Origin of the sequence: Crenobacter caeni (genome assembly GCF_010435965.1) — a bacterium.
Classification (GTDB): Bacteria; Pseudomonadota; Gammaproteobacteria; order Burkholderiales; family Chromobacteriaceae; genus Craterilacuibacter; species Craterilacuibacter caeni.
Map to the genome: position 1 here is coordinate 309384 of NZ_JAAGAA010000002.1, position 16138 is coordinate 325521.

At 67.2% G+C, this 16138-nt stretch carries 19 protein-coding genes and 1 tRNA gene; 17 read left to right on the top strand and 3 right to left on the bottom strand.

Going from position 1 to position 16138, the window contains the following annotated elements:
• Positions 1-8: 8 nt before the first annotated feature.
• From GZH52_RS03600 to GZH52_RS03680, 17 genes are all read left to right on the top strand, one after another.
• Positions 9-500, top strand: coding sequence for a flagellar basal body-associated FliL family protein (locus GZH52_RS03600; RefSeq protein WP_163315130.1), 492 nt, complete (start codon positions 9-11; stop codon positions 498-500).
• 6 nt (positions 501-506) lie between these two features.
• Positions 507-1517 (top strand): flagellar motor switch protein FliM, encoded by a 1011-nt coding sequence (fliM, locus tag GZH52_RS03605; protein WP_163315131.1) that lies wholly within the window; start codon positions 507-509, stop codon positions 1515-1517.
• 34 nt (positions 1518-1551) lie between these two features.
• Positions 1552-1950: a flagellar motor switch protein FliN gene (gene fliN, locus GZH52_RS03610; protein WP_203525611.1), complete on the top strand. Its 399-nt coding sequence runs from the start codon at positions 1552-1554 to the stop codon at positions 1948-1950.
• On the top strand, positions 1947-2372 hold the full coding sequence (gene fliO, locus GZH52_RS03615; RefSeq protein ID WP_163315133.1) for a flagellar biosynthetic protein FliO: 426 nt from the start codon (positions 1947-1949) through the stop codon (positions 2370-2372). The genes fliN and fliO overlap by 4 nt, the downstream gene beginning before the upstream one ends.
• Positions 2369-3118 (top strand): flagellar type III secretion system pore protein FliP, encoded by a 750-nt coding sequence (gene fliP, locus GZH52_RS03620; protein WP_163315134.1) that lies wholly within the window; start codon positions 2369-2371, stop codon positions 3116-3118. The genes fliO and fliP overlap by 4 nt, the downstream gene beginning before the upstream one ends.
• A gap of 19 nt (positions 3119-3137) precedes the next feature.
• A complete protein-coding gene (gene fliQ, locus GZH52_RS03625) occupies positions 3138-3407 on the top strand; it encodes a flagellar biosynthesis protein FliQ (RefSeq protein WP_136553975.1) in 270 nt (89 codons plus the stop codon).
• 4 nt (positions 3408-3411) lie between these two features.
• Complete coding sequence (gene fliR / locus GZH52_RS03630; protein ID WP_163315135.1) at positions 3412-4203, top strand: flagellar biosynthetic protein FliR; 792 nt, start codon at positions 3412-3414, stop codon at positions 4201-4203.
• Between the two features lie 84 nt (positions 4204-4287).
• On the top strand, positions 4288-5013 hold the full coding sequence (locus GZH52_RS03635; protein WP_136553979.1) for a YebC/PmpR family DNA-binding transcriptional regulator: 726 nt from the start codon (positions 4288-4290) through the stop codon (positions 5011-5013).
• Between the two features lie 70 nt (positions 5014-5083).
• A complete protein-coding gene (locus GZH52_RS03640) occupies positions 5084-5452 on the top strand; it encodes a VanZ family protein (protein ID WP_163315136.1) in 369 nt (122 codons plus the stop codon).
• 26 nt (positions 5453-5478) lie between these two features.
• Positions 5479-6774, top strand: coding sequence for an aminopeptidase P N-terminal domain-containing protein (locus GZH52_RS03645; protein WP_163315137.1), 1296 nt, complete (start codon positions 5479-5481; stop codon positions 6772-6774).
• A complete protein-coding gene (locus GZH52_RS03650) occupies positions 6771-7916 on the top strand; it encodes an FAD-dependent monooxygenase (protein WP_163315138.1) in 1146 nt (381 codons plus the stop codon). Before GZH52_RS03645 ends, GZH52_RS03650 begins: the two co-directional genes overlap by 4 nt.
• Positions 7913-9070 (top strand): UbiH/UbiF family hydroxylase, encoded by a 1158-nt coding sequence (locus tag GZH52_RS03655; RefSeq protein WP_163315139.1) that lies wholly within the window; start codon positions 7913-7915, stop codon positions 9068-9070. Before GZH52_RS03650 ends, GZH52_RS03655 begins: the two co-directional genes overlap by 4 nt.
• Positions 9071-9081: 11 nt before the next feature.
• Complete coding sequence (locus GZH52_RS03660; RefSeq protein ID WP_163315140.1) at positions 9082-9855, top strand: DsbC family protein; 774 nt, start codon at positions 9082-9084, stop codon at positions 9853-9855.
• A 3-nt stretch (positions 9856-9858) separates the two neighbouring features.
• The gene (locus GZH52_RS03665) at positions 9859-10542 is read left to right on the top strand and encodes an energy transducer TonB (RefSeq protein ID WP_163315141.1); all 684 of its coding nucleotides are present in this window, start codon (positions 9859-9861) and stop codon (positions 10540-10542) included.
• A gap of 78 nt (positions 10543-10620) precedes the next feature.
• The gene (locus GZH52_RS03670) at positions 10621-10878 is read left to right on the top strand and encodes an acyl-CoA-binding protein (protein WP_163315142.1); all 258 of its coding nucleotides are present in this window, start codon (positions 10621-10623) and stop codon (positions 10876-10878) included.
• A gap of 154 nt (positions 10879-11032) precedes the next feature.
• Positions 11033-12643 carry a methyl-accepting chemotaxis protein gene (locus tag GZH52_RS03675; protein ID WP_163315143.1) on the top strand — a complete coding sequence of 537 codons (1611 nt, stop codon included), beginning with the start codon at positions 11033-11035 and terminating at the stop codon, positions 12641-12643.
• A gap of 169 nt (positions 12644-12812) precedes the next feature.
• Complete coding sequence (locus tag GZH52_RS03680) at positions 12813-14606, top strand: methyl-accepting chemotaxis protein (RefSeq protein ID WP_163315144.1); 1794 nt, start codon at positions 12813-12815, stop codon at positions 14604-14606.
• Between the two features lie 57 nt (positions 14607-14663).
• Here the strand turns inward: GZH52_RS03680 and GZH52_RS03685 are convergent, their stop codons facing one another.
• From GZH52_RS03685 to GZH52_RS03695, 3 genes are all read right to left on the bottom strand, one after another.
• Positions 14664-15221: a TMEM165/GDT1 family protein gene (locus GZH52_RS03685; protein WP_163315145.1), complete on the bottom strand. Its 558-nt coding sequence runs from the start codon at positions 15219-15221 to the stop codon at positions 14664-14666.
• A 222-nt stretch (positions 15222-15443) separates the two neighbouring features.
• Positions 15444-15902: a large-conductance mechanosensitive channel protein MscL gene (mscL, locus tag GZH52_RS03690; RefSeq protein WP_163315146.1), complete on the bottom strand. Its 459-nt coding sequence runs from the start codon at positions 15900-15902 to the stop codon at positions 15444-15446.
• A 139-nt stretch (positions 15903-16041) separates the two neighbouring features.
• Positions 16042-16117: transfer RNA gene (locus tag GZH52_RS03695), tRNA-Asn, on the bottom strand.
• Positions 16118-16138 lie beyond the last annotated feature (21 nt).

Consider the following 16138-nt stretch of genomic DNA (forward strand, 5'->3'; position numbering starts at 1 on the left):
CTTAATTCATGGCAGAAGACAAGAAGAAGGCGGTCAGTGGCGGCGGCGGCAACAAGCTGATGCTGATCGTGATCACCTTGCTGGTGATCCTGATCGCAGCGGTTGGCGGCCTTGGCGCCTACATGTTCCTGCACCAGCCTGCTTCGGCTGAGGCGCAGGCCGAGCCGCAAATAAAAAAGCCGGATGGGCCGCCGGTGTTCGAGAAAATGGAGCCCTTCGTCGTCAACCTCGCCGGTGGCGACGCGCTGCTGCAGGTCGAACTGCAGGCGCAGCTCTATGACGCCGAAGCCAAGCAGACCCTGGTCCAGTACATGCCCAAGATCCGCAGCGGGCTGATCCTGCTCTTGTCGTCCAAGAGTGCCGAAGAGCTGTCGACGGCGGACGGCAAGGTGCGCCTGAAGGCGCAGGTCAAGAAGATCATGAACGAGGCGATCGGCCAGCCCGGACCCGAGCCGGTCGAGACCGTCCTCTTTACCTCCTTCATCATCCAGCAGCAGTAAGCGGCGATGGCTGACGACATCCTGTCGCAGGAAGAGGTCGACGCGCTGCTGCGCGGGGTGACCGGCGACACCGAGGACGAGGTCGACGGCGGCGACGCCAGTGGCGTACGCAATTACGACATCGGCCGCCAGGAGCGCATCGTCCGCGGCCGGATGCCGACGCTCGAGATCATCAACGAGCGTTTCGCGCGCAACCTGCGCATCGGCCTCTTCAACTTCATCCGCCGCAACGCCGAGATCTCGGTGGGGCCGGTGCGGGTGCAGAAGTACAGCGAGTTCATCCGCAACCTGGTGGTGCCGACCAACCTCAACCTCGTCCATGTGAAGCCGCTGCGCGGCACCGGCCTGTTGATCTTCGACCCGGACCTGGTGTTCCTGGTGGTCGACAACCTGTTCGGCAGCGACGGGCGCTTTCACGTGCGCGTCGAGGGGCGCGACTTCACGCCGACCGAGCAGCGCATCATCCAGCGCATGCTGCAGGTGGTGTTCACCGAGTACCAGAAAGCGTGGGAGCCGGTCCACCCGATCGAGTTCACCTACCTGCGCAGCGAGATGAACACCCAGTTCGCCAACATCGCGACGCCGACCGAGGTGGTCGTCGCGGTATCCTTCCACATCGAACTGGGCGCCGGCGGCGGCGACTTCCACGTCTGTCTGCCTTACTCGATGGTCGAGCCGATCCGCGACGTGCTCTCGAGCACCATGCAGGCGGACCGTACCGAGGTGGACAACCGCTGGGTCAGCCTGATGTCGCGCCAGGTGCAGGCCGCCGAGGTGGACCTGGCCGCCACGCTCGCCCACGCGCGCGTCACGCTGGGCGACGTGCTCGGGCTGAAGGTCGGCGACGTGGTGATGGTCGACATTCCCGAGAAGGTGGTCGCCGACGTGTCGGGCATCCCGGTGCTCGAGGGCCGGTACGGCACGGTCGACGGACATTACGCGCTGAGCGTGGACAAGATACTGGCCGGCGTGCACGAGCTGGCCGAAAGTGACAAGGGAGACTCCGAACGTGAGTGAAAACGCTTCGACGCAGGATAGCGCCGACGACGTGATGGACGACTGGGCGGCGGCGTTCGCCGAGCAGGCCGAAGCGACGGCCGGCGCGGCACCTCAGCCGGAGGCGCAGCCCGCCAGCGGCCTGTTCCAGGAACTCTCGCAGGCCGCGCCGCAAGCGGGCAGCGCGCTGTCGCAGAACCTGGACATGATCCTCGACATTCCGGTGCAGCTGACCGTCGAGCTTGGCCGCACCAAGATCGCGATCCGCAACCTGTTGCAGCTGGCGCAAGGCTCGATCGTCGAGCTGGACGGGCTCGCCGGCGAGCCGATGGACGTGCTGGTCAACGGCTGCCTGATCGCGCAGGGCGAGGTGGTCGTCGTCAACGACAAGTTCGGCATCCGCCTGACCGACATCATCACGCCGACCGAACGGATCCGGCGCCTGCAAAAATGAGGCGGCTGCTGTCGTCGCTGTGGCTGCTGCCCCCTGCCGCCTTGGCGCAGGCAAACGCCGTGCAGGCGGCACCGTCCGGCTGGGCGAGCCTCATGCAGGTGCTGCTCTCGCTCGCGCTGGTGCTCGCGCTGATCGTCGGCGCGGCCTGGCTGACCCGGCGCCTCGGTGGCGGCGCGCTGGGCGCGAGCCGCCACCTGCGTGTGGTCGGCGGCGTGATGGTCGGCCAGAAGGAACGGGTGGTCATCGTCGAGCAGGGCGGCCAGTGGCTGGTGCTCGGCGTGACTGCCGGCAGCGTGACCCTGCTCGACAAGCAGGCCAAACCCGACGACGCGCCCGAGGCGCCGCAAACGGCGCTGCCCGAGTCGTTCTCGCGCATCCTCGCGAATACGCTGGCCAAGGCGCGCAAGGGGGGCGGCCAATGAGCCGCCGGCTATTGCTGGCGCTATTGCTGGCGCTATTGCTGGCGCTGCCGGGTGCGGCGCTCGCCGCCGGCCTGCCGCTGATGAGCAGCACGCCCGGTCCGGGGGGCGCGCAGAGCTACTCGCTGTCGCTACAGATGCTGCTCTTCATGACCGGGCTGTCGTTCATCCCGGCCATGGTGCTGATGATGACCTCGTTCACCCGCATCGTCATCGTGCTCTCCTTGCTGCGCCAGGCGCTGGGGACCATGCAGTCGCCGCCCAACCAGGTGATCGTCGGCCTGTCGCTGTTCCTCACCCTGTTCATCATGTCCCCGACGCTGGAGACGGTGTACCAGAAGGCGTGGGTGCCGTTCTCGGACGACAGGATCACCATGATGCAGGCGGCCGACGAGGCGGCCGGGCCGATGAAGGCGTTCATGCTGACGCAGACGCGCGAGACCGACCTCGCGTTCTTCATCGAGGTCTCCGGCAGCGCGAAACCGGCGACCCCGGCCGACGTGCCCCTGAAGACGCTGGTGCCGGCCTTCGTGATTTCGGAGCTGAAGACCGCGTTCCAGATCGGCTTCATGATCTTCATCCCGTTTTTGATCATCGACCTGGTGGTCGCCAGCATCCTGATGGCGATGGGCATGATGATGGTGTCGCCGGTGATCATTTCGCTGCCGTTCAAGATCATGCTGTTTGTGCTGGTCGACGGCTGGACGCTGGTGCTGGGCTCGCTGGTGCAAAGCTTCGCGCAGCGCTGACGCAATTTTGGGGTAAGCCATGAGTCCGGAACTTGTCATCAACCTGGTGCAGCAGGCGCTGTTCACGCTGATCCTGATCGCGGCGCCGGTGCTCGGCGTCTCCTTGCTGGTCGGCCTCCTGGTCAGCATCCTGCAGGCGGCGACGCAGATCAACGAGATGACGCTGACCTTCATCCCCAAGCTGATCGCGCTCTTCATCGTGCTGATCCTGGCCGGGCCGTGGATGCTCAACACCATCATGGACTTCACGATCCGCCTGTACCGCAGCATCCCCGGCGCGATCGGCTAGATCGATGGCGGCGGCCCTCGTCATCACCGACGCGCAGATCAACGCGCTGGTCGCCTACTTCGTCTGGCCGTTCGCGCGCGTCTTCGGCGTGTTCCTGACCGAGCCGGTATTCTCCTCGCGCGCGATCCCGCGCCGCTTCAAGGCGGGCTTCGCGCTGGCGATCACCGTGCTTGTCGCGCCCATGCTGCCGCCCTTGCCGGCGGTGCCGCTGGTGTCGGCCGCAGGCGTCGCCATCCTGGTGCAGCAGCTCCTGATCGGCGCGATGATAGGCTTCGTGCTGCGCATCGCGATCACCGCGGTCGAGATGGCCGGCATGCTCTCCGGCATGCAGATGGGCCTGGGTTTCGCGATGTTCTTCGACCCCGCGCAGTCGGCGCAGGTGCCGGCGCTGGGCCGGGTGATCTCGGTGTTCGTCACCCTGCTGTTCCTCGCCTTCGGCGGGCCGCAGATCGTGCTGTCGGTGCTCATCGACAGCTTTACCGTGCTGCCGGTGGGCTCGCCTTTTCCCTGGCGCAGCCTCGAGGCGCTCGCGATGTGGGGGCGCCACCTGTTCAGCTGGGGCTTGTGGCTGTCGCTGCCGGTGATCGCTGCCTTGCTGGTGACCAACCTCGCGATCGGCGTGATGACGCGCGCCGCGCCGCAGTTCAACATCTTCGCCTTCGGTTTTCCGCTGACCCTGCTGATCGGCTTCGTGATGCTCTACCTGTCGCTGCCCTTGTTGCTGCCGGCGATCGAGACGCTGTACGGCGAGTCTTTTGCCTTCGCGCGGGCCTTGTGGTTGCCGCCCAAGCCTTAGCCGCCGCTTTTTGCTAAAATTCGCGCCTGAGATTCTTGTTACCACCGCGGGGCCCCGCGCCCCGCCACGCATACCGAGGCAACTATGGCAGGTCACAGCAAATGGGCGAACATCCAGCATCGCAAAGGGCGCCAGGACGCCAAGCGCGGCAAGGTCTTCACCCGCCTGATCAAGGAAATCACCGTTGCCGCCAAGATGGGCGGCGGCGACCTGAGCGCCAACCCGCGCCTGCGCCTGGCTGTCGACAAGGCCAAGGCCGAGTCGATGCCCAAGGACAATATCGAGAACGCGATCAAGCGCGGCACCGGCCAGCTTGAGGGCGTCACCTACGAGGAATGCCGCTACGAAGGTTACGGCATTGCCGGCGCGGCCGTGATGGTCGACTGCCTGACCGACAACAAGACGCGGACGGTCGCCGACGTGCGCCACGCGTTCAGCAAGTACGGCGGCAATATGGGCACCGACGGCTGCGTCGCGTTCCAGTTCAAGCACTGCGGCTACCTGCTGTTCGCGCCGGGCACCGACGAGGACGCGCTGATGGAAGCCGCGCTCGAGGCAGGCGCCGAGGACGTGGTCAGCAACGACGACGGTTCGATCGAAGTGGTCACCGGCCCGTGGGAGTTCTCCGACGTGCAGGCGGCGCTCGAAGGGCAGGGCTTCAAGGCCGAGATGGGCGAAGTGACCATGAAGGCGCTCAACGAGACCGAGCTTGCCGGCGACGACGCGCTGCGCATGCAGAAGCTGATCGACGCGCTCGAAGATCTCGACGACGTGCAGGACGTGTACACCTCGGCCGTGTTCGACGAGTAAGCACGGCGGCAAGCGACAGCGGCCTGCGCATCGCGCAGGCCTTTTTTGTGCCGTAAGGCAAGGAGGGGAGATGGCGGCAAGCGTGCCGTGGCGGGTGCTGACACTCGTGTGGTGGGGATTGAGCTGGTGGTTTCTGTTCAAGCCAGGCTCGGGCGAGCCGCCGCCGTTCGAGCATTACGACAAGCTCGGCCACTTCCTGCTCTTCTTCGTGCAGGGCCTGCTGCTGGTGCCCGCCTGGCGCGCACGCGCGTGGCAGCTCATGTCGGCGCTCGCGCTGTGGGCCGTGCTCTCCGAACTTGCGCAGGGCGCGTTCACGGCGGACCGCATGGCCGACCCGTTCGACGCGCTGGCAGACATGGCCGGCGGCGCCTGTGCGCTGGCGCTTTGGTGGGCAGTGCTCGGCCGTTCGGGTAAACTTTTGTCATTCATTGGCCGCTGAATTCACCGTTTCTGCAAGGGGACCCGATGTACGCCAACCATGCCGGCCGCCGGGGCCGTCTTGCCCGCCAACTGGGCGACGCCGTCGCGCTGATCGGCGCCGCGCGCGAGGTGTCGCGCAACGGCGACAACACCTATCCGTTCCGCCAGGACAGCAGCTTCTACTACCTGACCGGCTTCAACGAGCCCGAGGCGCTCGCGCTGATCGACGGCCGCAGCGGCAAGAGCGTGCTGTTCTGCCGCGCGCGCGACGAAAACGCCGAGCGCTGGACGGGCGCGCGTGTCGGCCCGCAGGGCGCTATCGAGTCCTACGGCTTCGACGAGGCCTACCCGATCGCCGAGCTTGCCGAGCGCTTGCCGGCCCTGCTCGATGGCGCAGGGAGCGTCGCCTGGCCGCTCGGGCGCGACGCGGCGCTGGATGCGACGGTGAACGCGGCGCTTGGCGTGCTCAGGGGGGGCGAGCCGCGCGGCCGGCGCGCGCCCGCGCGCTTTGCCGACCTTGCCGCGACGCTTGACGAGATGCGGCTGATCAAGGACGCGGCCGAGCTTTCCTTGTTGCGCCGCGCCGGCCGCATCTCGGCGGATGCGCATATCGCCGCGATGCACGCGGCGCGGCCGGGCCGCTACGAGTACGAACTCGAGGCCGAACTGTTGGCGACCTTCTGCCGCCACGGCGCGCGCACGCCCGCGTACGAGAGCATCGTCGCCGGCGGCGAGCGCGCGTGCACGCTGCACTACACCGCCAACAACGCGCGGCTCGCCGACGGTGAACTGGTGCTGATCGACGCCGGCTGCGAACTGGGCGGCTACGCGGGCGACATCACGCGTACCTTCCCGGTGAACGGCCGTTTTTCCGGCGCGCAGCGCGACGTCTACGAGATCGTGCTCGCCGCGCAACTGGCGGCGATCGACGCGGTGCGCCCGGGCGCTTCACTGTCGGCGCCGGCCGACGCGGCGCTCGCTTGCCTCGCCCGCGGATTGATCGACCTGAAACTGCTGGACGGCACGGTCGACGGCGCGATCGAGTCCGGCGCGTACAAGCGCTACTACATGCACGGCGTCGGCCACTATATCGGGCTGGACGTACACGACGTCGGCAGCCGCCGGCTGGATGGCGAATGGCGGCGTTTCGAGCCGGGCATGTGCACGACGATCGAGCCAGGCCTCTATATCGGTGCGGCCGACGACGTGCCGGCCGCGCTTGCCGGCATCGGCGTGCGCATCGAAGACAATGTGTTGGTGACGGCAATCGGGCGCGAGGTGTACACCGACGCGGTGCCCAAGGCGGTCGCCGACATCGAAGCACTGATGGGGATGAAATGAGCAAGACCGACCTGCACGCCGAAGTGGCGATCGTCGGCGCCGGCCCGGTCGGCGCCCTGTTGGCCCTGCGCCTCGCGCGCGAGGGTCGCCAGGTGGTCGCGCTTGAGGCGCGTGAGGCGCGCAGCGTGCCGCGCGACGCGCGCGCGCTGGCGCTCTCGTCCGCGTCGCTCGCGATGCTCGAAGACGTCTGCCCGCTGCCGCCGGGTGCGGTGACGCCGATCGACCGCGTGCACGTGTCGCAGCAAGGCTTTGCCGGGCGCACCCGCATCGACGGCGCGGACCTGGGGCTCGCCCATCTGGGCGCGGTGGTCGACTACCCGGTGCTGGTCGCCGCGCTCGAGGCCGCGCTCGAACAAGCCGGCGTCGCCGTGCAATACGGCTGCCGTGTCGCGGGTGTCGACACCCTGTCGCGCTACGCGAGGTTGCGGCTGGCGAACGGCGGTACGCTGACCGCACGCCTGGCGGTGCTCGCCGATGGCGGGCCGCTGGCCGAGGCCTTGCCCGGCGTGCTGCGCCGCGTGCACGACTACGGACAGTGTGCGCTGATCGCCGGCGTGAAGTTTGACCAGCCGCCTGCCGGCGTCGCCTTTGAACGCTTCGCCGCGGCCGGCCCGTTCGCGCTGCTGCCGCACGGCGACGCCTTCGTGCTGGTGTGGACGCGCAGTCCGGCCGATGCCGAGCGTCTGTCGGCTGACCCCGCTGCGCTCGCGGCCGAGTTGCAGCAGGCGTTCGGCGACAGGCTGGGCTTTGTTCGCGAGGTGGGTGAGGTCGCGCGCTTCCCGCTGGCGCTGCGCCAGCTCAACCGGGTGGTGAGCCGGCGCACGGCGATGATAGGCAACGCCGCGCAGACCATGCACCCGGTCGCCGCGCAGGGGCTGAACCTTGGCCTGCGCGACGCAGCGACGCTCGCGGACCTGCTCGCCGGCGCCGCAGACCCGGGCGAGGCGGCGCTCCTGGCGCGCTACGCGGCCGCCCGGCGCGTCGACAGCCACGCGGTGGTCGGCTTCACCCATAGCCTGGTGCGCGTGTTCGACGGCGCCGGCGCGCCGGTGTCGCTCGCGCGCGGCACGGCGATGACGCTGATCGACGCCTTGCCCGGCTTGCGCCGGCGCTTCGCCGGCCATCTGGTTTTCGGGGTATGAACGGCATGCACAATGAAGACATCCTGGTGATCGGCGGCGGCCTGGTCGGTGCCGCCAGCGCCTTGGCGCTCGCCCGCGCCGGACAGCGTGTCGCGCTCGTCGAGCAGCGCGCGCCCGACTTTTCCGCGCTGGAAGAGGGGTGGGATGCGCGCATCTACGCGGTCAGCCCGGCCAACCGCGCCTTCTTGCAGGCGCTTGGCGCGTGGCCGGACATGGCGCGCGTCGGCACCATCACGGCGATGGACGTGCGAGGCGACGCCGGCGGCCGCATCGGCTTTGACGCGCGAGACGCCGACACCGACGCCCTGGCGTGGATCGTCGAGAACCGCTGGCTGCTCGCCGCCTTGTGGCGCGCGCTGGAGGACGCTGGCGTCGAGCGGCTGACCGGCGTCTCGCCACAGTCGTTCGCGTCCGACACCCGCAGCGCCCGCGTTTGCTTTTCCGACGGCACCGAGCGCGAGGCGCGGCTGGTGATCGGCGCCGACGGCGCGTCGTCGTGGCTGCGCGGGCAACTGGGCATCAACGCCTCGGTCAAGCCTTACGGCCACAGCGGGGTGGTCGCCAACTTCGCGTGCGAGAAACCACACGGCGGTGTCGCCCGCCAGTGGTTCACCGGCGACGGCGTACTCGCCTGGCTGCCGATGGCGGGCAACCGCGTCTCCATCGTCTGGTCGAGCGCAGACCCGGACGCGCTCACCGCGCTGCCGGCCACCGAGCTGTGCGAGCGGGTCGCCGCCGCCGGCGGCCATGCGCTTGGCGCGTTCGAGCTTTTGACGCCGGCCGCCGCCTTCCCCTTGCGGCTGATCCGCCCGGAACGGGTGATCGGCACCCGCGCGCTCTTGGTCGGCGACGCCGCGCATACCGTCCACCCGCTGGCCGGGCAGGGCGTCAACTTGGGTTTCGGCGACGCGATCGCGCTGCAAGCCTTGCTCGCGCGCGCGCCCGACGCGGGTAGCCACCTCTTGTTGCGCCGCTACGAGCGCAGCCGGCGCGAGGCGGTGCGCACCATGCAGGCGACCTGCGACGGCCTGTTCACCCTGTTTACTGCCCGCGACTTGCCCGGCCTCTCCTGGCTGCGCAACACCGGGCTGACCCTGACCGACAAACTGCCGATGGTGCGGCGCGAACTCGCGCGCCGCGCGGTCGGCTTCTGAAAGGACACTGCATGACTCCCTCCCGTCTTTTGACCACGCTCTTGCTGACCCTGCCGCTTCTGGCGTGCTCGCCCAGCGACGCCGCGCCAAGCGCCGACGCCGTCAAGAAGGCGTTCACCGCGCGCTTCCCCGACCGCGAAGTGGTCAGCGTCGCGCCCAGCCCGGTCGCCGGCCTGTACGAGGTTGTGATTCGCTCCAAGCGCGGCGTTGAAGTGAATTACCAAGTTATTTACAGCGACAAAGACTCTAAGCACCTTGTGATCGGCGAAATCGTTGACGTTGTAAATCAAAAGAGCGTTACAGGGGAGAGGGCTGAGCAGCTTGCGAAAAAGGCGGAGGGCGAAAGGGAGAAAATCAACTTCGCCAAGCTGCCGCTTGCCAAGGCGATCAAGGACGTGCGCGGCGACGGCAGCCGCAAGCTGGTGGTGTTCTCCGACCCGGACTGCCCGTTCTGCAAGCGTCTGGAGAAGGACAGCATCGCCAAGCTGGGCAACGTGACGGTCTACACCTTCCTGATGCCGCTCTCGCAGCTGCACCCGGACGCCGAGCGCAAGAGCCGTGCGGTCTGGTGCAGCGCCGACCCGGCCGCCGCGTGGACCGCGCTGATGCGCGAGGGCAAGCAGCCTCAGGGCGACGGCAAGTGCGACGCGCCGATCGCCGAAGTCGCCCAGCTGGCCGAGCAGTACGGCATCTCCGGCACCCCGGCCTTGGTGTTCGAGAGCGGTGAACTGGTCGCCGGCGCGATCCCCGCCGAGGAAATCGAGAAGCGCCTCGCGCGCAAGTGACGCGTGGCTGAGGGCAGGGGGCTTCTGATCGCGCTGGCCGCGTCGCTTGCCGTGCACTGGGCCGCCGTCCGGCTGTGGGCGGCGCCGCAGGCGGCCAGCGGCTTGCCGGGCGCGCCCTTGCGCGTGTTCGCGCCGGCCCCGCCCATGGCCGTGCCGACGCCCTCCGCCGTCACACAGGCGCCTGCTGCCGACCTGCCGGAGGGGTCTGACCAAGCGGACGCTTCCCCGTCCGCCCGCGACGCCTTGCCGCCGGATGCCCCGGAGCCGGACGCCGCGCCGCCCGCAGAACCCCGTGACCACCCCGCCGGGACGGAGGCCTTGCCGCCCGTTGTACCGTCGCTCGGAGCCGAAGCGGCCGATCCGCCTGGCGCGCCGGACGCGCCGCGCGGCTTCGGCAGTGTCGAGTACTGGCCCGCGCGCCTGCTCGACAGCCCCTCGCAGCCGCTCTCGCCGATCGAACTGCCCACGCCGGCGGCAACGCCCGAAGGTGGCGCCCAGCTCGAGCTATTGGTGTACGTGGCCGCGGACGGCAGCGTCGACGCTGTCGAGGTGGTCAGCGCGTCGCCGCCTGGCGTGCTCGAGGCGGTGGCGCTCGACGTGTTCGGGCGCGCCCGTTTCGAGCCGGGCATGAAGGGCGGCGTCGCGGTCCGCCATTACAAGCGGATCGCGGTGGGTATGTCCATGTAATTGATGGTTGGGTTAAGATGGCGGCACGCAGGCGGATCGCCGCCGCGCATCAATAATGCAGACACACGAGGAAACACCATGTCCGATCTGAAGAACATTTTCGAACAAGCACAAAAAGACGTGACCTCCCTCGCCGAGCGTCCGGACAACGCGACCATGCTGCAGCTCTATTCGCTGTTCAAGCAGGCGAGTGCCGGCGACGTGCAGGGCGAGAAGCCGGGCATGATGGACTTCATCAACCGCGCCAAGTACGAGGCGTGGGAGAAGTGCAAGGGCCTGACCGCCGACGAGGCGATGCAGAAATACGTCGACCTGGTCGAAAGCCTGAAGGCCTGATCCCGGACCGACCCCATGCAAAACGGCCCCTCGCGAGGGGCCGTTTTGCATGGGGTTGATACAGCTCAAGTCGGGGTTCGGTTACGCGCGGTGTCAATGTCATTGCGGGTAGAATGTTTACGCAAACCTAAAAAATAAACTGGGGATTCGCAGCATGAAGATCGTAAGCAAGCTGGCGGCGCTGGTCGCCATCGGGGTGTCAGCCACCGCGTTGACCGCCTCAATCGGGTTGTACCAGCTCTCGAAGATGGGGGAGGAGTTGAACGGTGCGTTCGACAGCACGCTGCCCAGCGTCGCCATCCTCGGCAACGTGCGCGCCGATTACCTCGCGTTACAGCAGCGCACCCAGCTGCACCTGCTGAGCAAGGACGACACGCAGATGGCCCAGATCGAGTCCGAGATCGCCAGGCTCGAGCAGGACCTGCAAAAGCAGCTCACCGCCTACGAGCCCCTGTTGTATGACGACCAGGACCGTGCGTTGTACGCCGAACTCAAGCGGCAACTTGCCGGGCTGGACCAGGTGCTGGATCAGGTGCGCGAGCTGTCGCGGCAGAACCGCGACGAGGAGGCGTCTTTGCTGCTGCTGGGCGCGGTCGGCAAGATGGACGCGCTCAACAAGGTGATGAGCGACTACCTGAAGTACAACCTTGACTGGGTGGCGGTGGGTAAAGCCAACGCAGCGGCGGCTTATAGTCAGGCGCAGTGGTTGTTAGGCAGTGCCTTCGTCGCGGCCTTGCTGCTGTTGGGCGTGATCGGCTCCTTGCTCGGGCGGCAGGTGGCCGGCAGCTTGCGCCGCGCCGGGGATAGTGTGCGTGAGATCGCCGAAACGAGAGACTTCACCCGCCGTCTCGATGCATCGGGCAACGACGAGATTGCCGCGATGCTCGCCCAGCTCAATGGTCTGCTGGTTCAATTGCAGCAGAGCCTGGCGACGTTGCGCAGCGGCGCAGACGACGTATCGGCAGCCGCGGGCGAGCTCTCTGGTGGCGCGCAGGCGGTGTCGGCGGCGTCGACCCAGCAAAGCGCGTCGGCTGCCGAAATGGCAGCTGCGGTGGAAGAGGTGACGGTCAGCATCGGCATGGTCGCCCAGCGCACCCAGGAGGCTGACGTTTTGTGCCGCCAGGCCGGTGAGCAGGCCGGCGATGGGCACGCCGCGATCGGCGATACCGCCAGCGGCGTCGAGGCGGTCGCCGTATCGGTCGGCGAGGCGGGCGGGCAACTGGCCGAACTCGACCGCCAGATGGGCGAGGTGATCGCGGTGGTCAATATCATCCGCGACGTCGCCGAGCAGACCAATTTGCTGGCGCTCAATGCCGCGATCGAGGCGGCACGAGCGGGCGAGTCCGGCCGAGGCTTCGCGGTGGTCGCCGACGAGGTCAGGAAGCTCGCCGAGCGTACCGCCGGTTCGACCAGCCATATCGCGACCATCATCGACGAAGTGCGCCGCGTTTCTGGTGGTGCGCTCGAGCGCATGCGCTCGGCCGAGCAGCAGGTCGCCAGCGGGCTGGAAGGTGCAGGCAGTGCACGCGCACGAATGGATGAAGTCGTTGCCGCTGCGGCGAAAAGCGGCCAACTGGTCGGCGAGATCGCGGTCGCCATCGGCGAGCAGAGCCAGGCGGCGGCCAACATTGCCCGCCAGGTCGAGCAGGTCGCGCAGATGGCAGAGGCCAACTCTGCGGCGACCGTACAGGCGGCCGCGCGTTCGCAGTCGCTCGAAATGCTGGCTGAGAAAATGCGTGTCGAGGTGGCTCGTTACCGCGTTTGAGCGACGCCAGAGCGCCCGCCGGCAAAGCCGTATGCTTGGATGCATGCGGCTTTGTTACATGTGCACGGCAATATTGCTTTGTCTGAGTGTGGTAAATCCAATTTGGATATACACTCGCTAAACCCCCCGCTTTTATGCTTGGGCTACTATAAAAATGGCCGGAGATACCATGCAATTTTGGATGCGCGCGTACGAATGGGTCGAGCGGACCTTCTGGTTCACGCTCGGGCGCAAGCTGTGCAGTTTCTTCTTTGTCAGCCTGTTCCAGTTGGCGATGGTCGGCTACCTCTACTTTGCGCTGGAGGACATCCGCGCGCTGGTGGGCAGCGGGCTGTCCGGCGACGCCCGCGCTGGGGCACTCGCCCTGATCGAACGCACGCAGTGGCTGTCGCTGGCGACCTGGCTGTTGTGTTTCGTGCTGACCGCCTTCATGGTGTGGTATTTGCGCTACCTGATCGTGCGGCCGCTCAGGATGATCATCGGCATCTTCCGCCAGATCGGCGCCGGCGAGGGCGACCTCTCCGGCAGCATCCCGGCGACCACCTACGACGAGATCCGCGAGCTTTCCGACGCGCACAACCAGTTCCTGCACAAGATGCGCGAGATCATCGGCAAGGTGCAGTCGACGACGATCCGCATCGCGGTCGATTCGGTGCGCACGCGCAACAATCTGGGCGCGTCGCTGAAGGTCGCGCGCGAGCAGGACGCGCTGACGGCCGAAGTGCAGTCGGTCAGCGCGCAGAACGCGGTCGGCATCGAGCAGGTCAGCGGGCAGACCATGGCGATTTCGACGACCACGCAGGACAACCTTGCCGTCGCCCGCGCGTCCTATCAGGAACTGTGCGAAGTCGCGCAGCGCATCGGCGAAATCAACGGCCAGGTCGGGCGTTTCAGCGAGACCGTCGGCAGCCTGAACGAACGTTCGCAGACCATCTTGCAGGTGGTCACCCTGATCAAGGATATTTCCGACCAGACTAATCTGCTGGCGCTCAACGCGGCGATCGAGGCGGCGCGCGCCGGCGAGTCCGGCCGCGGTTTCGCGGTGGTCGCCGACGAGGTGAGGAAGCTGGCCGAGAAGGTGCGCGTCGCCACCGAGGACATCTCGGGCAATATCGACGGCATGCTGAACCTGGTCGGGAAGACGCTGGACGAGACGCGCCTGATCTCGCAGGACACGGTCAACGCCCGCGAGGCGGTCGACAAGGCGTCCAGCCACTTCGGCAAGATGGTCGGCGACTTCGAGGGGGCGACGCGTAGCCTCGCCGAGATCGCGGTGACCATGGAGCGTTTCTCGGTCGCCAACACCCAGGTCAACCAGAACGTGATGACGGTACACGCGCTGAGCGAAGACGTCAGTCGCCAGCTGGGCGACTCGACGCAGGTATCGCGACAGCTCTCAGGTGCCGCCGAGGACGTGCAGGCGCTGGTGTCGCGTTTCGTGCTGGGCGAGGGCGCGCTCGACGCGCTGGTGAGTGCCGGCAAGGCGCTGCGCCAGACGCTGGAAGCACGGCTGGCGCTGTGGCGCGCGGCCGGCATCGCTATCGACGACAGGCAGTACCGGCAGATCGCCGGCACCAACCCGGTCAAATACCACACCGCGTACGATGCTGAGATCGAGCGCGAATTGCAGGGGTTGCTCGACGCCCTGCTCTCCGTTCACCGGGGGGCCTGCTACTGCCTGCTGGTCGACGCCAACGGATACGCGCCGACGCATAACGCCGCCTTCTCGCGGCCACCCAGCGGCGACGCCGCGCTCGACCTTGTGCATAGCCGCGACAAGCGCATCTTCGGCGACGAAGTCGGCCTGCGCTCGGCGCGCAACGAAGCGCCGCTGCTGATGCAGACCTATGCGCGCGACACTGGCGAGGTGCTGTCCGAGCTCGCGCTGCCGGTGCGCGTCGCCGGCCGGCACTGGGGCGCGCTGCGCATCGGCTTCGACCCGCAGCGGCTGCTGGGCGACTGAAACGGGTTTTCCCCTGCCAAACAGCCCCGGCCTTGCCGGGGCTGTTTGCTTGCCAGGCTAGCGCAGCGCGAGGGTGACCACGCCCAGCACCGCAAACAGGCCGGCCGCGAAGCGGTGGACGACATGCTTGGGCAGCTTGTTGGCGGCGACTTCGCCCAGCAGCACGGCCGGGACGTTGGCGATCATCATGCCGAGCGTGGTGCCGGCGACGACCATCACCGTCTCGTGGTAACGAGCGGCCAGCGCGACCGTGGCCACCTGCGTCTTGTCGCCCATTTCGGCGAGGAAGAACGCGATCAGCGTCGCGCCGAACACGCCGAAGCGCTCGCTCAGGCGGGTGTCGTCGTCGAGCTTGTCGGGTATCAGCATCCACAGCGCCATCGCGATGAACGACGCGCCGAGGATCCAGCGCAAGGTGTCCGGGCCGAGCAGCGCGGTGATCCAGCTGCCCAGGGCGGCGGCGCCGGCATGGTTGAGCAGGGTCGCGACCAGAATGCCGAGGATGATGGGAACGGGTTTCTTGTAGCGGGCGGCGATCAGCAGCGCGAGCAGCTGCGTCTTGTCGCCGATTTCGGCCAGCGCGACGATGCCGGTGGAGAAGAACAGGGCTTCCATGGAGGAGAGATCCAGGGGGCTGCAAGTAGGCCATGACGCGACGGCGTGGCAGCCCCGCGTGGGCACCCCGTGGCGTCATGGGTCTTGCCAGACCTGGATCAGGTTGCCGGTACCATGGCTTGCGCCAAGTCTGTTGATACCGGCCGGCGTCGCGTTCGCGCCGAGGCTACTCCCCCAGAACGGGACGCATGATATTTGAAAGCCGCATTCGCGGCAAGCGCCTCAGTCGAGAGCGGACGTGCACTGCGGGCAGCGCGTCGCGGCGATGGGCACCTGCGAGCAGCAGTACGGGCAGGCCTTGCTGTCCGGCGCCGGCGCCTCGGCCGGCTTCTCGCGGCGCAACTGGTTGATCACCTTGACGAGCGCGAATATGGCAAAGGCGATGATGGTGAAGCTGATCACTGCGTTGATGAACAGGCCGAGGTTCAGCGTGATGGCGCCGGCTTCCTTCGCCGCGGCGACCGAAGCGTACGGTCCGACGTGCTTGCTGCCTTCCTTCAGGACGAAGAACAGGTTGGAGAAGTCGACGTTGCCGAGCAGGATGCCGATCGGTGGCATGATGATGTCGTCGACCAGCGATTTGACGATGGTGCCAAACGCGCCGCCGATCACCACGCCGACAGCCAGGTCCAGCGCGTTGCCGCGCACGGCGAATTCACGGAATTCCTTGAGGATGGTCATGATTTGAAATCTCCGCAGGGATCAGATGCAAGATAGGATTGAAACCTCCCCATCCTAGTGGGGCATCCGGTCTGGCAGCAAGCGTGCATTGCGCGCGGGCATGAAAAAAGCCGCGCTTTGTTGCGCGGCTTTTTGAATCTGGCTCCCCGAGCAGGGCTCGAACCTGCGACCTGCGGATTAACAGTCCGTCGCTCTACCAACTGAGCTATCAGGGAATTGGTAGAGGCGGACTATAC